Annotated in this window: 17 protein-coding genes; 2 read left to right on the top strand and 15 right to left on the bottom strand. The window is 53.7% G+C overall.

The features are described from left to right. Positions 1–135: 135 nt before the first annotated feature. The 8 genes from fabF to yceD form a co-directional block, all read right to left on the bottom strand. On the bottom strand, positions 136–1,377 hold the full coding sequence (fabF, locus tag ACLJRU_RS17530) for a beta-ketoacyl-ACP synthase II (RefSeq protein WP_000044664.1): 1,242 nt from the start codon (positions 1,375–1,377) through the stop codon (positions 136–138). 85 nt (positions 1,378–1,462) lie between these two features. After that, entirely contained in the window at positions 1,463–1,699 is a 237-nt protein-coding gene (gene acpP, locus ACLJRU_RS17535) for an acyl carrier protein (protein WP_000103754.1), read from the bottom strand. Positions 1,700–1,854: 155 nt separating this feature from the next. Further along, a complete protein-coding gene (fabG, locus tag ACLJRU_RS17540; protein WP_000007236.1) occupies positions 1,855–2,589 on the bottom strand; it encodes a 3-oxoacyl-ACP reductase FabG in 735 nt (244 codons plus the stop codon). A 12-nt stretch (positions 2,590–2,601) separates the two neighbouring features. Next, positions 2,602–3,531, bottom strand: a complete 930-nt coding sequence (gene fabD, locus ACLJRU_RS17545) for an ACP S-malonyltransferase (RefSeq protein WP_000191343.1) — start codon at positions 3,529–3,531, stop codon at positions 2,602–2,604. 15 nt (positions 3,532–3,546) lie between these two features. Continuing rightward, positions 3,547–4,500: a beta-ketoacyl-ACP synthase III gene (fabH, locus tag ACLJRU_RS17550; RefSeq protein ID WP_000288148.1), complete on the bottom strand. Its 954-nt coding sequence runs from the start codon at positions 4,498–4,500 to the stop codon at positions 3,547–3,549. Between the two features lie 79 nt (positions 4,501–4,579). Next, positions 4,580–5,659 (bottom strand): phosphate acyltransferase PlsX, encoded by a 1,080-nt coding sequence (plsX, locus tag ACLJRU_RS17555; protein ID WP_001518286.1) that lies wholly within the window; start codon positions 5,657–5,659, stop codon positions 4,580–4,582. A 133-nt stretch (positions 5,660–5,792) separates the two neighbouring features. Next, positions 5,793–5,966, bottom strand: a complete 174-nt coding sequence (rpmF, locus tag ACLJRU_RS17560) for a 50S ribosomal protein L32 (protein ID WP_000290727.1) — start codon at positions 5,964–5,966, stop codon at positions 5,793–5,795. A gap of 51 nt (positions 5,967–6,017) precedes the next feature. Beyond that, positions 6,018–6,539 (bottom strand): 23S rRNA accumulation protein YceD, encoded by a 522-nt coding sequence (gene yceD, locus ACLJRU_RS17565; RefSeq protein WP_001174492.1) that lies wholly within the window; start codon positions 6,537–6,539, stop codon positions 6,018–6,020. Positions 6,540–6,736: 197 nt separating this feature from the next. Between yceD and ACLJRU_RS17570 the strand changes: the two genes are divergently transcribed. Next, positions 6,737–7,321 (top strand): Maf family protein, encoded by a 585-nt coding sequence (locus ACLJRU_RS17570; RefSeq protein ID WP_001137607.1) that lies wholly within the window; start codon positions 6,737–6,739, stop codon positions 7,319–7,321. Positions 7,322–7,392: 71 nt separating this feature from the next. On the opposite strand, the gene ACLJRU_RS17575 is transcribed toward ACLJRU_RS17570, so the two are convergent. From ACLJRU_RS17575 to rluC, 3 genes are all read right to left on the bottom strand, one after another. Further along, on the bottom strand, positions 7,393–7,617 hold the full coding sequence (locus tag ACLJRU_RS17575; RefSeq protein ID WP_000528428.1) for a hypothetical protein: 225 nt from the start codon (positions 7,615–7,617) through the stop codon (positions 7,393–7,395). Between the two features lie 205 nt (positions 7,618–7,822). Next, a complete protein-coding gene (locus ACLJRU_RS17580; protein WP_077905922.1) occupies positions 7,823–8,566 on the bottom strand; it encodes a DUF3053 domain-containing protein in 744 nt (247 codons plus the stop codon). 155 nt (positions 8,567–8,721) lie between these two features. Then, positions 8,722–9,681: a 23S rRNA pseudouridine(955/2504/2580) synthase RluC gene (gene rluC, locus ACLJRU_RS17585; RefSeq protein ID WP_038393978.1), complete on the bottom strand. Its 960-nt coding sequence runs from the start codon at positions 9,679–9,681 to the stop codon at positions 8,722–8,724. 573 nt (positions 9,682–10,254) lie between these two features. Here rluC and rne point away from each other — a divergent pair. Continuing rightward, entirely contained in the window at positions 10,255–13,461 is a 3,207-nt protein-coding gene (gene rne, locus ACLJRU_RS17590; RefSeq protein WP_000827455.1) for a ribonuclease E, read from the top strand. A gap of 256 nt (positions 13,462–13,717) precedes the next feature. On the opposite strand, the gene flgL is transcribed toward rne, so the two are convergent. From flgL to ACLJRU_RS17610, 4 genes are all read right to left on the bottom strand, one after another. Continuing rightward, complete coding sequence (flgL, locus tag ACLJRU_RS17595) at positions 13,718–14,671, bottom strand: flagellar hook-associated protein FlgL (RefSeq protein ID WP_001223032.1); 954 nt, start codon at positions 14,669–14,671, stop codon at positions 13,718–13,720. Positions 14,672–14,685: 14 nt separating this feature from the next. Beyond that, positions 14,686–16,347 carry a flagellar hook-associated protein FlgK gene (gene flgK, locus ACLJRU_RS17600; RefSeq protein ID WP_000096425.1) on the bottom strand — a complete coding sequence of 554 codons (1,662 nt, stop codon included), beginning with the start codon at positions 16,345–16,347 and terminating at the stop codon, positions 14,686–14,688. A gap of 64 nt (positions 16,348–16,411) precedes the next feature. Next, entirely contained in the window at positions 16,412–17,362 is a 951-nt protein-coding gene (flgJ, locus tag ACLJRU_RS17605; protein WP_000578685.1) for a flagellar assembly peptidoglycan hydrolase FlgJ, read from the bottom strand. After that, positions 17,362–18,459: a flagellar basal body P-ring protein FlgI gene (locus ACLJRU_RS17610; RefSeq protein WP_023234863.1), complete on the bottom strand. Its 1,098-nt coding sequence runs from the start codon at positions 18,457–18,459 to the stop codon at positions 17,362–17,364. The genes flgJ and ACLJRU_RS17610 overlap by 1 nt, the downstream gene beginning before the upstream one ends. Positions 18,460–18,464 lie beyond the last annotated feature (5 nt).

The following is an 18,464-nucleotide window of genomic DNA, read 5'->3' on the forward strand; positions in this document are numbered from 1 at the left end:
GGCGTTTGAACTCAGTCATCATTACGTTCTCCGGATTTAAGTCTGGAACGTGTCAACGCTATTCAGGACGGGTCATGCCTGATAAAAAAGGCCCGACAAGCGGACCTTTTTATTAATGTCTGTCTCTGGCTTAACTTAGATCTTTTTAAAGATCAAGGAACCGTTAGTTCCGCCAAAACCAAAGGAGTTACACAGAGCGTACTCCAGATCGCTGACCTGGCGCGCTTCATGCGGCACGAAGTCCAGATCGCAACCTTCATCCGGGTTATCCAGATTAATGGTTGGCGGAATGGCCTGATCGCGTAGCGCCAGAATAGAGAAAATAGACTCTACTGCGCCTGCGGCGCCCAACAGATGGCCGGTCATCGATTTGGTCGAGCTCACCATCACTCGGCTTGCAGCATCGCCAAAGACTGACTTAACCGCCTGCGTCTCAGCTTTGTCGCCGGCAGGCGTCGACGTGCCGTGCGCGTTGACGTAGCCAATCTGAGCAGGCTCAATCGCGGCATCACGCAACGCGTTAACCATCGCCAGCGCAGCGCCTGCGCCATTTTCCGGCGGCGACGTCATATGGTAAGCATCGCTGCTCATACCAAAGCCGACGATTTCGGCATAGATTTTCGCACCACGCGCTTTTGCATGTTCGTACTCTTCAAGCACCAACATACCGGCACCGTCGCCCAGTACAAAACCATCGCGTTCTTTATCCCACGGACGGCTCGCCGCCTGTGGGTTATCGTTGCGGGTCGACAGCGCGCGCGCTGCGCCAAAACCACCTACGCCCAGCGGCGTACTGGCTTTTTCTGCGCCACCTGCCACCATCGCGTCCGCATCGCCATAGGCGATGATACGCGCGGCATGGCCGATGTTATGCACGCCTGAAGTACAGGCAGTCGCAATAGAGATGCTTGGCCCACGCAGGCCATACATGATAGTCAGATGGCCTGCTACCATGTTAACAATCGTCGACGGGACAAAGAACGGGCTAATCTTACGCGGTCCGCCTTTTACCAGCGAACTGTGGTTTTCTTCGATCAGACCGAGACCACCGATACCGGAGCCGATAGCGGCGCCAATACGGCTTGCGTTCTCTTCCGTCACTTCAAGGCCAGAATCCTGCATGGCCTGTACGCCAGCGACAATTCCATATTGAATGAAGGCATCCATCTTGCGCTGTTCTTTGCGCGAGATAATGTCATCACAGTTAAAATCCTTTACTAAGCCAGCAAATTTCGTTGCATAGGCGCTAGTATCGAAATGGTCGATCAGGCTGATGCCACTCTGACCGGCAAGGAGAGCTTTCCAGGTAGACTCTACGGTATTGCCGACAGGAGACAACATGCCCAGTCCGGTCACAACTACACGACGCTTAGACACGGTTGTCCTCCAGGGAGGGAAAATGATTCTAGTGGGACAAAAAGATAAAACTCAGGCGGTCGAACGACCGCCTGGAGATGTTCACTTACGCCTGGTGGCCGTTGATGTAATCAATGGCAGCCTGAACGGTGGTGATTTTCTCAGCTTCTTCGTCCGGAATCTCAGTATCAAACTCTTCTTCCAGAGCCATTACCAGCTCAACGGTGTCAAGAGAATCTGCGCCCAGGTCTTCAACGAAAGAAGCATTGTTGGTTACTTCTTCCTGCTTAACGCCCAGCTGTTCGCCGATAATTTTCTTAACGCGTTCTTCGATAGTGCTCATACTCTTAAATTTCCTATCAAAACTCGCTTTCGCGATGGTTTTCGTAGTGTATAAAATGTTGAAAAATTTGCAACTAAATCCCGGCAGGTCTTACCACGATTTTACGTTATTTTGCGGCCTTTCGCCCTAATAACGCAAATATTTTTCAATCGTGATTAAACCATGTACATTCCGCCATTGACGTGCAGAGTCTCACCAGTGATGTAACTCGCTTCGTCAGAGGCTAAAAATGCAACCGCACTGGCGATTTCCTGAGCGCCGCCGAGGCGACCCGCAGGCACCTGCGCCAGGATACCCGCACGCTGATCGTCAGACAGCGCACGCGTCATGTCCGTTTCAATAAAACCCGGAGCCACAACATTGACAGTAATACCACGGGACGCAACTTCACGCGCCAGTGATTTACTGAAACCGATCAGGCCCGCTTTCGCCGCAGCGTAGTTTGCCTGACCTGCATTTCCCATGGTACCAACCACAGAACCAATAGTGATAATGCGACCACAACGCTTTTTCATCATAGCGCGCATTACCGCTTTTGACAGGCGGAAAACGGATGATAAATTGGTTTCGATAATATCGTTCCACTCATCATCTTTCATTCGCATCAACAGATTATCACGAGTGATACCGGCATTATTAACCAGGATATCCACTTCACCAAATTCTGCGCGAATATTTTCCAGAACAGATTCAATAGATGCAGGATCGGTCACATTCAGCATCAAACCTTTCCCGTTAGCACCTAAATAGTCGCTAATGTTCTTCGCACCATTTTCACTGGTCGCAGTCCCGATAACTTTCGCGCCGCGGGCAACGAGAGTCTCTGCAATTGCGCGGCCTATGCCACGGCTTGCACCAGTCACCAGCGCAATCTTTCCTTCAAAGCTCATGGTTTTCCTCTTTTATTGCGTAAGTGCCGCAGACAGCGCCGCCGGCTCGTTCAGCGCCGACGCTGTCAGGGTGTCGACAATACGTTTCGTCAGACCAGTGAGGACTTTACCTGGACCCACTTCATAAAGATGTTCAACGCCCTGCGCCGCGATAAATTCCACGCTCTTCGTCCACTGTACCGGATTGTACAACTGGCGAACCAGCGCATCACGGATAGCGGCGGCATCGGTTTCACATTTCACGTCAACGTTGTTTACTACCGGCACCGTTGGCGCGCTAAAGGTAATTTTGGCTAATTCAACCGCCAGCTTATCTGCCGCTGGTTTCATCAGCGCGCAGTGCGACGGTACGCTCACCGGCAGCGGCAGCGCGCGTTTCGCGCCAGCGGCTTTACAGGCTGCGCCCGCACGTTCTACCGCCTCTTTATGCCCGGCGATAACCACCTGTCCCGGCGAGTTAAAGTTAACCGGCGAAACAACCTGCCCTTCGGCAGATTCTTCACAGGCTTTAGCAATAGAGGCATCATCCAGCCCGATGATCGCAGACATGCCGCCAGTGCCTTCCGGAACCGCTTCCTGCATGAATTTACCGCGCATTTCCACCAGACGAACGGCATCAGCAAAGTTGATGACGCCAGCGCAAACCAGCGCGGAATATTCGCCCAGGCTGTGACCTGCCATTAACGCAGGCATTTTACCGCCCTGCTGCTGCCAAACGCGCCAAAGCGCGACGGAAGCGGTTAATAACGCCGGCTGCGTCTGCCAGGTTTTATTCAGTTCTTCCGCTGGACCTTGCTGGGTGAGCGCCCACAGATCATATCCCAGAGCCGCAGAAGCTTCAGCAAACGTTTCTTCTACGATAGGGTAATTTGCCGCCATTTCGGCCAACATCCCAACGCTCTGAGAACCCTGACCGGGGAACACAAATGCAAATTGCGTCATGTTTAAATCCTTATACTAGAAACGAATCAGCGCGGAGCCCCAGGTGAATCCCCCCCCGAAGGCTTCAAGCAATACCAGCTGACCGGCTTTAATTCGCCCGTCACGCACGGCTTCATCCAGCGCGCACGGCACAGAAGCCGCGGAGGTATTGCCGTGCCTGTCCAGCGTGACGACGACATTGTCCATCGACATGCCGAGTTTTTTCGCTGTCGCGCTAATGATACGCAGGTTAGCCTGATGCGGCACCAGCCAATCGAGTTCTGAGCGATCCAGGTTATTAGCCGCCAGCGTCTCATCGACAATATGCGCCAGTTCAGTGACCGCCACTTTAAAGACTTCATTGCCCGCCATTGTCAGGTAAATCGGGTTATCCGGATTTACGCGATCGGCATTCGGCAGGGTCAGTAATTCACCGTAACGGCCATCGGCATGAAGATGAGTGGAGATAATACCCGGTTCTTCAGAAGCGCTCAGTACGGCCGCGCCTGCGCCATCGCCGAAAATAATGATCGTACCGCGATCGCCAGGATCGCAAGTGCGGGCTAATACATCGGAACCGACCACCAGCGCGTGTTTAACCGCGCCGGATTTAACGTACTGGTCGGCGATGCTTAACGCGTAGGTGAAACCTGCGCACGCTGCCGCGACATCAAACGCCGGGCAACCTTTAATACCGAGCATACTTTGAATCTGACATGCCGCGCTTGGAAATGCATGCGTTGCTGATGTGGTAGCCACCACAATCAAGCCAATTTGGTCTTTATCGATCCCCGCCATCTCAATCGCGCGATTCGCAGCGGTAAAGCCCATCGTCGCGACAGTTTCATTCGGCGCGGCGATATGGCGTTCACGAATACCTGTACGAGTGACAATCCACTCGTCAGAGGTCTCAACCATTTTTTCCAGATCGGCGTTAGTCCGCACTTGTTCGGGCAGATAGCTGCCAGTACCAATAATCTTCGTATACATGTACGCTCAGTCACTTTTCGGTTATATACCGTTACCTGTAAACGTCTGGCACGCTGGCGGCGCCGGGGAGACAACGATATTATCTGTGCGCCCGCAGGTTTACGCCTTTGCCATCGTCCAGCGGTTCAAATCCGGCTGGGTATACAGATTCCAGGCGAGCGGCAATTCGCTGAGGAACTTGTCGCTGCACCGCCTGCACTGCCTGTTCAATCGCGACTGCAAATGCTCGCTGATTGGCCGCACCATGACTTTTTATCACCGTGCCGCGCAATCCTAACAGACAGGCGCCATTATACTGGTCGGGGTTGAGGTGACTGAATCGCCTCGTCAGGCTTTTTTGTAACCAACGTTTTAATAACAGCAGCCACCACGACCGTTTTTTCCCCTCGCCCTGTGATTTCAGCAGTGAAAGGAACATTCTGACAACCCCCTCCATCGTTTTAAGTGTGACATTGCCTGTAAAGCCGTCACACACCAGTACATCGGTTTTTCCCGTCAGTAACTCATTCGCCTCAAGGTAGCCGATGTAATTGATGGTTGGGACTGTTTTTAACATTAAAGAGGCTTCGCGAATACTGTCGAGGCCTTTGGTTTCTTCTTCCCCGATATTGAGTAGCGCCACGCGGGGATTTTTGATCCCGACGACCTCTTCCGCCAAAACGGCGCCCATCACGGCAAACTGCACCAGCATGGTACTGTCACAGTCGACGTTGGCACCCAAATCAAGCACTACCGTTTTGCCCTTTTGCTGGTGCGGTAATACCGTCACCAACGCCGGACGCTCAATCCCCTCAAGAGGCTTGAGCAATAATTTCGCCAGCCCCATCAGCGCCCCGGTATTACCGGCGCTAACGCAAGCTTCGGCTCGGCCTTCTTTCACAAGCTCTAGGGCCACACGCATGGATGTCCCGCGACTGGCGCGGATCGCCTGCGAAGGCCGGGCATCACTGGCAATAACTGACTGTGCAGGGATAATCTGCAGACGCGAACGTTGTTCAAAGTCAGCTTTGGCAAGTAATGGCGTGATAATATCGGGATTCCCGACTAAAAGAAGAGTGAGCTGCGAATTAGCGTTCAGTGCCTGCAATGCCGCAGGCACCGTCACGGAAGGACCAAAATCGCCCCCCATGACATCTAACGCCAGGGTTAGACGTGTCAAGGTATCGTCGCTGCCTGGTTCGGTGTTCTCCGCTTACGCGGAGAAATCCTCACTAAGCTTTATCACGCTTGTACTCTTCGGCTTTTACACCACAGGCACGCCTGTGATGCAAAAGGCATCGAGTATCGCGCGATTACTTAGCGATGACCTTACGGCCGCGGTAGTAACCGTCGGCAGTGATGTGGTGACGCAGGTGTTTTTCACCAGAAGTTTTGTCTACAGACAGGCTGGTGACTGCGGTCAGAGCGTCATGGGAACGACGCATGCCACGTTTGGAACGGGTTGGTTTATTCTGTTGTACGGCCATGGACCTTACTCCTCAATTACGGTTTATCCCTGCGTCCGCGGGGAAGACCTATTACTTACGCTTTAAGCTGGCTAATACGGCAAATGGGTTTGGCTTTTGCGCTTCATCAGGCAGTTCGCCAAAGACCATGTCCGCCTCGGACACTTCACAGTGTTCAGAATCATGCACCGGAACTACCGGCAAGGCGAGGATGATTTCATCTTCAACCGTCGCCAGCAGATCGATTTCGCCGAATTCGTTTACCTCAATCGGCTCATACGCTTCCGGCAGTGCTTCAGCCTGCTCGTCAGAACGGACAGGGCTAAAACAATACGTTGTGTGAACCTGATGGGTAAACGGTTTCCCGCAACGCTGGCATTCGAGCGACACCGTAACGACCGCATCGCCGGTTAAAACGGCGAGACGCTGGTTATCGATAGCGAACGACATGGAGCATTCCACATCACTGTCCACACTGACTACAGATTCGGCAACGCGCTCAACCTGATCGGGGGTATAGATACCCTGGTAATCAAGGCGTTTTTGAGCGGTACGAACCGGATCAAGAGTCAGGGGTAATTTTACCTTTTGCATAGGGCGCGCATATTAACTTCGTAACGTCATATAGTCAAAGAAAAAGGCAGCCTGCGGTTGCCTTTTGCCAATAATTCGCACACATTGCGGGTTACAGACTTATTTTCGCTCAAGACGAGTCAGTATGACAGGCTTGAAGACCGAAGAGCATAGTTTAAGATGGCTCTCATCATTACGCTATATCTGAGGGAAAAAATATGCCCCGTCTCATCCTTGCGTCTACCTCTCCCTGGCGTCGCGCGCTGCTGGAAAAGCTGACGATTCCTTTCGAATGCGCCGCGCCGGATGTTGATGAAACCCCCATGCCGGGCGAAGCGCCGCGTCAGTTGGTGCTGCGGCTGGCGCAGGCGAAGGCGCAATCACTCGCCGCGCGTTTCCCGAATCATTTGATTATTGGCTCCGACCAAATTTGTGTTCTGGACGGCGAAATCACCGGCAAACCGCTGACGGAAGAAAAAGCGCGTCAGCAATTAGCCAAAGCCAGCGGAAATATTGTGACGTTTTATACCGGACTGGCACTGTATAACTCCGCCTCCGGGCAATTACAAACCGAAGTGGAGCCTTTTGACGTTCATTTTCGCCATTTAAGCGAAGCGGAAATAGACGACTATGTCCGTAAAGAGCATCCGCTGCACTGCGCGGGAAGTTTTAAAAGCGAAGGTTTAGGCATTGCATTATTTGAGCGCTTAGAGGGCCGCGATCCGAACACGCTGATCGGCTTGCCGCTTATTGCCCTGTGCCAGATGCTGCGACGGGAGGGCTTCAACCCGCTACAGCAGTAAACGGCCTACTCTGTAGGCTTTTCAAATACCCCTAAAAGCCGTTTCTGCACGTGTTGGTAGTTATCTCCCGTTTATTGGGGAGCAGTTTCGACCGCTTCCAGTTCTAACCAACTGGAAAGCGCTTGTTGTGAACAATTTAGCGCCTGCCGATCTTCACTCTCTTCGTGCGGGCCCGTTTCCTGGTCAATCCATTCACCGACCAGAAAAAAAGCATTGGCATTACGAACCGATGTACGGTGCGTTTTATCCCATAGGGTATCAACAGCGGTATACGTGCGCGTTAATGAATTCCCCATCTCAGTTCAGTTTTGTAAAAACACGTGTTCTCAATACTCGCCTGACGCGCTCTACGGCGTCAAAAGCGGCTTACGAACTTATTCTCGCGAACAACTCTCAGGACGTTTACTGTCCTGAAACCTTCCCTTTGCGACTCGTTAAATTCCATCTCGCGATGAGTTTACGCCCTCCCCCGAACATTGCTTCACCTCACGACACATTCCTTTAATTAACGCCGCCAGCATCAGCCGCATCTTGTTGACTATTTATAAATTCAACCATCTGCTGAGTAAGATGGTTTATATCATTCTGCGTAATGAAAAAATTAAATTGTTGATCCTGAAAGTGTTCTTTTGCTGCCAGGTCGGCAAAAACCGCTTTTCCATTCGTTTCAAAGCGGACTTTATTTCCCTGTTTTTGCAGAAACTCGCCCATTGCGACCAGTTGGTCGAGCCGCTTTCCGCGCAGAAAATAATAGCGAGTCATCGTCTCATCCAGCGGTGTTACGGTTTTATTCCACGCAGCGTCAAAGACAGGCTTCACATCAGCGGGGAGCTTTAAAGCAGAATATTTTTTTCTGTTTTCACTACTCACATTTTTCAACCGAAGGATAAATCGATTGTTTACGTCACGAGCCACACGTAGCTCGTTCAGGAAAACCAGATTATCACGCTCAGACTGGATAACACCGGTGATCTTATCCTCCTGGCCAGTCTCATACACCACAGCAAAGATTTGCCCGTAGGCAGCTAATAGTACATCGTAGTCATCGGCGTAATGACCAAAAGCCTGACGTTGGGCTGGCGTCAACTCACAGACGCCCACCACGGGAGACGTAATGACTTGCGTATTCAAATACTCAACGAAAGCCCGTCGTGAACTATCGCCCTTCCCTTCGCAACCGGTCAGCATCGCGATCACGAGCGGCACGATAACGTATTTTCCCCAACGCTGAGTAAATGAGCGCATCCAGCTAGTATTGGCCATCTGTTCGTCCTTAAACGCGCCGAAATCCGGATCGCAAGAATAAACAGTGCACAACGGTAAAAATGCGTCGGATACAGCAAAACAAAAATATTATGAGAAAAGTGAGATTCGGGCAGATAACCTGCCCGAGAGAGGAACTATTTTGCGTTACGCAGCACCTGCAGACAGCGCTTCAGGGCGTTATCCATTGGCGCTTCAATGCGCATGACATCGCCCGTTCCCGGATGCGTGAACTTCAGCGCCGCGGCGTGCAGAAAGAGACGTTTAAGACCGGTTCCCGCTTCGGTAAGCTGTTGATCAAACTCACTGTCGCCGTAGCGATCGTCGAACGCAATAGGGTGACCGGCATATTGGGTATGTACGCGAATCTGATGCGTACGGCCCGTGACCGGGCTACAGCGCACCAGCGTGGCGAAGGCATAGCGCTCTTCCACCTTGAAGCGCGTTTCTGACGGTTTGCCTTCCTGGCTCACGCGAACAATGCGTTCGCCGCTTTGCAGAATGTTCTTTAATAATGGCGCCTGTACGGTTTTAACGTGTGATTGCCACTGGCCGCGCACCAGCGCCAGATAATCTTTCTGCATTCCCTTTTCGCGCAGTTGCTCATGCAGCGAACGCAGCGCGGAGCGTTTTTTCGCCACCAACAGCACGCCGGAGGTATCGCGGTCAAGACGATGCACCAGTTCCAGGAATCGCGCTTCCGGACGCAACGCCCGCAGCCCTTCGATGACGCCAAAACTTAACCCGCTCCCGCCGTGTACGGCGGTGCCGGAAGGCTTATTCAGCACCAGAATATGGTCGTCTTCATACAAAATGACGTCCGCCAACGCCGCCACTTTTTGCAAATGCGGCGACACGGCCTCTTCTTCGCGTTCAGCAACGCGAACCGGCGGAATGCGGACTTCATCGCCCGCTTCCAGTTTGTATTCCGGTTTAATGCGTTTTTTGTTCACCCGCACCTCGCCTTTACGCAAGATGCGATAAATCATACTTTTTGGTACCCCTTTCAGTTGGGTGCGCAAAAAGTTATCAATGCGTTGCCCCGCTTCGTCAGCGGCGATAGCAACAATTTTTACGGATGGCGTTTCTGTTTTCATGGGGGGCGATTCTAAATAGCCTGTGAGATTCGCGCCACACATTTTTCTATGCTTATAGAGACGTCTACGCCAGTGGATGAACATTTTTCACTGCGGTTTTGCTGGTTATTAAAGCGATTGGCTCACGCTGGTGAAAAAACTGTGAGTAAGCGGGTGATAAATGGTAAAAGTCATCTTGCTATAACAAGGTTAGCAGTGGAATAATGATGCGGTTTCCGCACCGAAACTTGTTAAAACAAAAAGTTTAGCGGAATAACCCATTTTGTCTGACCGATCATCAACGCAGCAATGGCGTAAGACGTATTGATTTTTCAGACAGTTAGCGGGCTGCGGGTTGCAGTCCTTACCGGTAGATAGGATCTTCTCTGGAGAGTAATGCCCAGGCTGCTTCCCTGATAATTGCGCTGTGTTTCCGTATGAAATACAGGCAACCGACACTCTGCGCCTCTTTGAGCTGACGATAACCGTGAGGTTGGCGACGCGAAATAGTCACGAGGCCATCGGTTCATGCCCGGTAAGGCGTCACCATGCCCGCAGCTTAGTCGTCAACGTAAGAATAATGAGTAAGTTACGATGAAAAGAATGTTAATCAACGCGACTCAGCAGGAAGAGTTGCGCGTCGCCCTTGTAGATGGGCAGCGTCTGTACGATCTGGATATAGAAAGCCCCGGACACGAGCAGAAAAAAGCGAACATCTATAAAGGCAAAATTACCCGTATTGAACCGAGCCTGGAAGCGGCTTTTGTTGATTACGGCGCAGAACGCCACGGTTTCCTCCCGTTAAAAGAAATTGCCCGCGAATATTTCCCCGCTAACTACAGCGCTCATGGTCGCCCGAACATTAAAGACGTGTTACGCGAAGGCCAGGAAGTCATTGTTCAAATCGATAAAGAAGAGCGCGGCAACAAAGGCGCGGCGTTAACCACCTTTATCAGTCTGGCGGGCAGCTACCTGGTGCTGATGCCGAATAACCCGCGCGCGGGTGGTATCTCCCGTCGCATTGAAGGCGACGATCGTACCGAGTTAAAAGAAGCGTTGGCCAGCCTGGAACTTCCTGAAGGGATGGGGCTTATCGTACGTACCGCGGGCGTGGGTAAATCCGCCGAAGCGTTGCAGTGGGATTTAAGCTTCCGCCTGAAACACTGGGAGGCCATTCAGAAAGCCGCTGAAAGCCGTCCCGCGCCGTTCCTGATCCATCAGGAAAGCAACGTCATCGTACGCGCGTTTCGCGACTATCTGCGTCAGGATATCGGTGAAATCCTGATCGACAATCCAAAAGTGATGGAAATGGCGCGTCAGCATATCGCCGCGTTGGGCCGCCCGGATTTTAGCAGCAAAATTAAGCTGTACACCGGTGAAATCCCGTTGTTCAGCCATTACCAGATCGAATCGCAGATCGAGTCAGCGTTCCAGCGTGAAGTGCGCCTGCCCTCCGGCGGCTCCATCGTCATTGACAGTACCGAAGCGTTAACCGCCATCGATATCAACTCCGCCCGCGCGACTCGCGGCGGCGATATCGAAGAAACGGCGTTTAATACCAACCTGGAAGCGGCCGATGAGATTGCCCGCCAGTTGCGTCTGCGCGACCTGGGCGGCCTGATCGTTATCGACTTTATCGATATGACGCCGGTACGTCACCAGCGCGCGGTAGAAAACCGTCTGCGTGAAGCGGTGCGTCAGGACCGGGCGCGTATTCAGATTAGCCATATTTCCCGCTTCGGCCTGCTCGAAATGTCGCGTCAGCGCCTGAGCCCGTCTCTGGGCGAATCCAGCCATCACGTGTGTCCGCGCTGTAGCGGTACCGGCACCGTGCGCGATAACGAATCTCTGTCGCTGTCCATTCTGCGCCTGATTGAAGAAGAAGCGCTGAAAGAGAATACGCAGGAAGTCCATGCCATTGTTCCGGTGCCGATCGCCTCTTATCTGCTTAACGAAAAACGGACGGCAGTGAACGCTATTGAGACGCGTCAGGATGGCGTCCGCTGTGTCATCGTCCCGAACGATCAGATGGAAACGCCGCACTATTCCGTGCTGCGCGTACGCAAAGGGGAAGAAACGCCGACCCTGAGCTACATGCTGCCAAAGCTGCACGAAGAAGCGATGGCGCTGCCTTCTGAAGAAGAGTACGCCGAGCGTAAACGCCCGGAACAGCCTGCGCTGGCGACATTCGCTATGCCAGATGTGCCTCCGGCGCCGACGCCTGTCGAACCGGCGGTTAGCGTCGCCACGGCGAAAAAGGATAATGTTGCCGCCGCGCAGCCTGCCCAGCCGGGTCTGTTTAGCCGCTTCCTTAACGCGCTGAAACAACTGTTCAGCGGTGAAGAAACGAAAGCCGTCGAAACAGCCGCGCCGAAAGCGGAAGAAAAAGCGGAGCGTCAGCAGGATCGTCGCAAGCCACGGCAGAACAACCGTCGCGATCGTAACGAACGCCGCGACACCCGTGATAACCGTGCCGGACGTGACGGCGGCGAGAGCCGCGACGATAATCGTCGTAACCGTCGCCAGACGCAGCAGCAAAATGCGGAAGCGCGCGATACCCGCCAGCAGGAAACGGCGGAAAAAGTGAAAACCGGCGATGAACAGCAACAGACGCCGCGTCGCGAACGCAGCCGCCGCCGCAATGATGACAAGCGCCAGGCGCAGCAGGAAGTAAAAGCGCTTAACCGCGAAGAACAGCCTGTCCAGGAGACCGAGCAGGAAGAACGCGTTCAGCAGGTTCAGCCGCGCCGCAAGCAGCGTCAGCTTAATCAGAAAGTCCGCTTTACCAACAGCGCAGTGGTTGAAACGGTTGACACGCCGGTCGTCGTCGACGAACCACGCCCGGTTGAAAACGTTGAACAGCCCGTTCCAGCGCCGCGTACCGAGCTGGCGAAAGTTGATTTACCTGTCGTCGCCGATATCGCGCCGGAGCAGGATGATAGCGTAGAACCTCGCGATAATACCGGTATGCCGCGTCGCTCCCGCCGTTCTCCGCGCCACCTGCGCGTAAGCGGTCAGCGTCGCCGTCGCTATCGTGACGAGCGCTACCCGACACAATCGCCGATGCCGTTAACCGTCGCCTGCGCGTCGCCGGAAATGGCGTCCGGTAAAGTCTGGATCCGCTACCCGATTGTCCGTCCTCAGGAAACGCAGGTTGTTGACGAGCAGCGTGAAGCAGATCTGGCGCTGCCACAACCGGTTGTCGCTGAACCGCAGGTTACCGCTGCGACCGTAGCGTTAGAACCACAAGCGTCGGTACAGGCGGTAGAAAACGTTGTCGTTGAGCCGCAGACTGTCGCCGAACCACAGACGCCGGAAGTCGTCGAGGTCGAGACAACGCATCCGGAAGTGATTGCCGCGCCGGTTGATGAACAGCCGCAACTGATTGCCGAAAGCGATACGCCGGTGGCGCAAGAGGTTATTGCTGACGCCGAACCGGTAGCAGAAACCGCCGACGCGTCCATTACGGTGGCTGAAAACGTAGCTGATGTTGTCGTTGTCGAGCCAGAAGAAGAGACAAAAGCGGAAGCGGCTGTTGTGGAGCACACGACAGAAGAAACCGTTATCGCACCGGCCCAGGTGGTGGAAAAGCCGCAGGACGTTGTCTGCGTTGACGACGACCATAACCACGCCAGCGCGCCGATGACGCGTGCGCCAGCGCCGGAATATGTGCCGGAAACCCCGCACCATAGCGACTGGCAGCGCCCTTCCTTCCACTTTGAAGGTAAAGGCGCGGCAGGCGGACACAGCGCTACACGTCATGCCAGCGCCCCGGCGACACGCCCACAGCCGGTAGAATGATGTAAATACCGATACAAAGCCGACCGCCAGGTCGGCTTTTTTATGCCCCTTACAGGGCGATGCCTCACTCCATGGCGTCTTTTAGTCACTCCAGGCGTTTATGAGATTGGGCGGGATAATACGTACGGATGGCGTCGCTACGGGCGCGACAATATGACCACTAACTCAATGACGACTAAAAAAATGCCCGCGCCGGGGTCGATGGCGCGGGCAGACAAAACATATCCAGTTTCGTGATATGTTTCAAAAAAAGGTGTTACCGGTTCAACTGGAAAAGCGACATTCCCTGCATGTCGGTAAACGTTTTATAGGACGCCTGTAATGCCGCCTGTTGCATGACGTAGGAGGAAATGACCGAGTTCCAGTCCACATCTACCAGGTTGCTCATCTGTAGCTTCTGTCCCAGCGCACGGTCGCTTCCCAGTGAATCCAGCGTACTGAGTTCGCTCAGTTGCGTTCCCAGTTCCGCACGAACGGTCAGGACGTTATTAAGCGAATTTTTTAAGCCGCGATTGGTTTTATCAATGGCGGCAGCGGCCTTTTCTTTTTCCACGTCATTGCCTTCCACCGGGGTCTTGAGTGCGGCAATTGCCGTATCGAGCATGACAAACAGATTCTTTTCGGAGTCCGAGCCATCCGGTTCCGGCACCGCATTGCTGGTGATGCTATTAAAAATTTGCGCTCCCGTATGGCCAATTACCATCGTGCGTGCGGAATCCACCTGCTGGGTAACACTTTTCTCGCCGCCATGATAACCACCTGTCGCCTGGTCGAATGGCGCCGCTTCCGTTTTATACCCGGCAAAGATATAGCGACCATTGCCGTCAGTGCTGTTTGCCAGGTTCATCAGCTGATCGCGGATGCCCTGTAAATCCGTCGCCAGCGACGCGCGGTCATCGTCACTTAACGTGCCGTTTCCGGCATAGACGATTTTTTCCTGCGCGGTTTGAATCGCCGTCGTCACCTGACTGAGTACGCTTTCTTCCAGCGACACTTTTTGGGTGGCAAACGTACGCGCCAGGGCGTACTGGCTATTCTGCGCCTGCGCCTGAGAGAGTACTACCGCCTGCGACGCGGCGATCGGATCGTCAGATGGGTTGGTAACGCGCTTACCGGTAGACATCTGCTCGCCCAGCTTCATCCATTCGGCCTGAGAATTAGTGATGCCGCTCATATTTTGTTCGTACATCATCTGGGTACTGATACGCATGTCATCCTTCTCCTTTAGCGAATATTCAGTAACGCATCAAACAGCGCATTCGCGGTCTGCAATACTTGCGCATTCGCCAGATAATACTGCTGATAACGCTGCAAATTGCCGTACTCTTCGTCGAGGTTAACGCCGGAAACCGACTGTTGCTGTTTATAAAGCTGTTTAACCACATTCGCCTGCGTGGTGCTGCTGGTTTTCAGCGTTGACGTTTTGTTACCCACATCGCTGACCAACGTGGCGTAAGCATCGTTAAAAGTTTTGTTGCCGCCCACTACATTGCTGTTTTGTAAGTCCAGCAATGCCTGACCATTGCGGTTATCGCTGTCGCCGGTATCCACGTCAGGATCGAGTTTTGACTCAGACGCCATCGCAATCTCGGCTTCATTCGTCACTTTAACGTTCATGTCGACGATAGCATTGCTGACCGGCTTGAGAAGAAAACTGTCGTTTTTCTGTGCGCCGGTCCCTACCGTCACTTTCAGACCGTCAATCTCCAGTTTTCCGTCAGCATCTTTTGTCGCCGTGAAGGTGGTGTTATCCGCAGTGCGAGTAACCTGCCAGTCTGTACCGTCAAAAACAATCTTATAATCCGTTGCCTGAACCTTCGTGCTGTCGACCACCTTAGCGGTTAGCGATACCGTTTTATCGGCATTATTACTGTTGCTATATACCACCGGCGAGCCAATGCTAAAGAAGTCTTTCCCTTTATTGCCGTCGGCGTCATAACCTTTGGTATGCTGCGCGTTAAACGCATCGGCAAACGCCAACGCCAACTGGCCCAGCGTATTACGAGTCTGATCCAGATCCTGAGAACGGAACGTCAGTAGCCCGCCGAGCGAACCGGTGTTCAGCAACTTTTCCGGAATTTCGATGTTACCGGCGGCCTCATCGACATAAGCGACAGTCGTTCGCGTCGGGTCGGCGCTGGAGGGAACCGCCGCCAACTGACGCGCCGTCGACCCCTGCACCAGCGTATAGCCATTGGCCATCGTCAGGTTATAGGTGCCGCCGTCCTGTACACTCACCTCGACGCCAACGATCTTGTTAAGCTCGCTGACCAACTGATCACGCTGATCGAGCAGGTCGTTCGGCGATGCGCCCGCGCCTACGCCCGTCATACGGGAGATTTGATCGTTCAGGTTAGCTATCTGCTTCGCGTAATTGTTGATTTGCGCCACGCTGGAGCCAATCGCGATATTGACCTGTTTATCCTGATCGCGCAGATACTGATCGGTGGTTTTGAACTGGTTTACCAGCCCTTCCGCTTTACCAATCAGCGCCTGACGCGCCGCAGGATCTTCCGCGTTACTGACTAACGTTTGCAGGCTGGTAAAAAAACTCTGCAACGAACCAGACAGTGAGCTGGATTTATCGGCCAGCAGGTTGTCGATTTTCGACATTTGTTCATAGCGCGTGGTTAAGCCGCTGCTCTGGTTTTGCGCGCCGCGTAGCTGATTAGTGATAAACGCATCATATTCGCGCTGTACGCCTGAAACGTAAACGCCATTACCTATCCAGCCGCCAGCCCCTAACGTACTGTTTGCCTGCGCCAGAATAGTTGTCTGCCGGGTATAACCCGCAACGTTATAATTGTTGATGTTATTACTGACCGTATTTAACGCGGCCTGCGCGGCGTTAAGTCCGCTCATGGCGTGATTAATCAAGCTGGACATGATGGTTCCTTTTAATCCTTCAATACTCGTTGTTATCGGCAGCGACTACGTGGACTTGAGCAATTTAAAAGAGATTGTCGAGATTCGCGCTGTAGGTTTTGCTGACCTTTTCACTCATCGCTTTCAACTGCTGAATCATGCTGGTCAATTTACGCGCGTAATTCGGGTCAGTGGCGTATCCGGCGTTTTGCAGAGCCACTGCGCCCTGCTCTGCCGTGGCGGCAGTGGTCACGGCAGCGTAGCGTGGGTTACGCGTTAACAGCGCGACATAATCCGATAATGCCTCCAGATACGAGCTATAGACGCGGAATTTCGCTTTCACTTTTTTCGCTTCGCCATTTTCGTATTCAGTGGTGGTGATTTCCGTCACCGGCCCTTTCCAACTGGCGGTCGCTTTCACGCCAAATACGTTATAGCTGGGTTCGCCATTCTCCCGCAGGATTTGCCGCTGCCCCCAGCCGGACTCCAGCGCCGCCTGCGCCAGAATCAGATGATGCGGCACCCCGCTTTGTTCGCTGGCCAGCCTCGCCGGGAGCGAAAGCCGGGCCAGAAAGTCTTTACTGTCGCCGGAGAGCGGCGCATCGCTGCTGTCCGGCGTTTTCGGTATGGCTTTGCGCACCAGTTGGGTCAGCGCCTGATTTTGATAGCTGTTTACCGTCTCCAGGGAGAATTTAAGCGGTACTTGCGGCGCATCATCCGCAGGCATCGTCTGCCCGCCCGTCATCTGTTTAACCATCATATCCGCCAGCCCCAATCCCTTACCGGCGGTCATCTGCTGGGCGATCTGTTGGTCATACATGCTGGTATACAGACGCGTCTGATCGCTGCTGAATAAACCATCTTTGGGTAAAGCCTCGCGCATACTTTTCAGCATCATCTGCACAAACATCCCTTCCACCTGACGGGCCACAGGACGGATATTCGCCGCCGGGTCCTGGCCCGCTTTCGCTTTCAGTTCGTTCAGAGATTGCGCATCCCAGGCCGCGCTGGCCAGCAATTTACCGTCTCCGATCATCAGATGATTTCCAGTTTGGCGCGTAGACAGCCCGCGCTCTGCATGGACTGCAAAATCGACATCAGGTCCATCGGCGTCGCGCCAAGCGCATTCAGCGCACGCACTACGCTGTTCAGATTGGCGCTGGAACGCACGCTCTGTAGCGATCCGCCGCTCTGACGCAAATCTATCTGAGTCTGTGGCGTCACCACGGTCTGCCCGCCGCCAAATGGCGTATTCGGCTGGTTGACGTTGAGCTGGCGATTGACTGTCACTGACAAATTGCCCTGCGCCACAGCGCAGCTATCCAGCGTGACTTCCCGATTCATGACCACCGAACCGGTACGCGAGTTGATCACAACTTTTGCATCCTGCGGCGTCACGTTGACTTCCATATTTTGAATGTCCGCCAGAAAACGCACCTGCGAGCTGTTGCCGCTGGGCACGCGTACCTGTACCGTTCGCGCATCAAGCGCAGTGGCGCTGCCGTAACCGCGGGCGCGGTTGATGGCGTCGGTAATTTGCTGCGCCATCGTAAAATCTTCGTCGTTCAATTGCAGATTAATGGTGTTGCCAGCGCCGAACTGAGTCGGCAACTCGCGTTCGATAATCGCGCCATTAGTGATGCGCCCGCCATTAAGCTGGTTAACCTGCACGCTACTGCCGCCTGCGGAAGCGCCCACGCCGCCGACCAGAATATTGCCCTGCGCCAGAGCATACACCTGGCTGTCCACCCCTTTTAACGGCGTCATTAATAACGTCCCGCCACGCAGACTTTTAGCGTTCCCCATTGAGGAAACGACGACATCGATCGTTTGTCCCTGTCGCGCAAAAGGCGGATACGACGCCGTCACCATCACCGCCGCCACGTTTTTCAACTGCATGTTGGTGCCGGTGGGGACCGTAATCCCCAGTTGTGACAGCATGTTATTCAGCGTCTGGGTGGTAAATGGCGTCTGGGTCGTCTGGTCGCCCGTACCGTCCAGCCCGACCACCAGCCCGTAGCCGATCAGCGAGTTTTCCCGTACTCCCTGGACACTGGTCAGATCCCGGATACGCTCGGCGTGCGCCAGAGTGGCAACCAGTGCCAGAACGATTCCTGCAAGAGCTTTAAACACATACA

The organism is Salmonella sp. SAL00653 (assembly GCF_046552515.1).
GTDB classification, from domain to species: domain Bacteria; phylum Pseudomonadota; class Gammaproteobacteria; order Enterobacterales; family Enterobacteriaceae; genus Salmonella; species Salmonella enterica.